Origin of the sequence: Streptomyces sp. GbtcB7, assembly GCF_019091445.1 — a bacterium.
In the GTDB taxonomy this organism is placed as follows: Bacteria; Actinomycetota; Actinomycetes; order Streptomycetales; family Streptomycetaceae; genus Streptomyces; species Streptomyces mirabilis.
The window spans coordinates 1-285 of sequence record NZ_JAGXJM010000253.1 but is presented as its reverse complement, the minus strand read 5'-3'; the positions used below and the strand labels follow the sequence as shown (position 1 = coordinate 285).

The window sequence follows — 285 nt, the reverse complement described above, 5'->3', positions numbered from 1 at the left end:
CGCGAACACCGTGGGAGAGGTACAGACCGGTGCCCGATGTCGGCACGCTGGGAACCGAGAGCGAGAAGGTGGAGTCGACATCCCGCATCGTGCCGCCGAGGGACATTCGTGCTGTGCGTCCGGGTTGCGGGCTCGAGATCCACCCCCGGCCATCACGGACGGATGCCACGGCTCCGGGCCCCGTCGTCCAGGAACCCCCGAGGTCGGAGATGCCCCATCCCTTCCCGACGGATCGCGCCATGGCGTCCTTCACGTACACCGCGGTCGCGGCCGCGGCGGGCTCAC

At 70.2% G+C, this 285-nt stretch carries 1 protein-coding gene; it reads right to left on the bottom strand.

Annotated features, from left to right (window positions below; genetic code table 11):
* Positions 1 to 285, bottom strand: a 285-nt coding sequence (locus KVT44_RS56010) for a hypothetical protein (RefSeq protein ID WP_217576964.1), incomplete at both ends; no start/stop codon positions are given.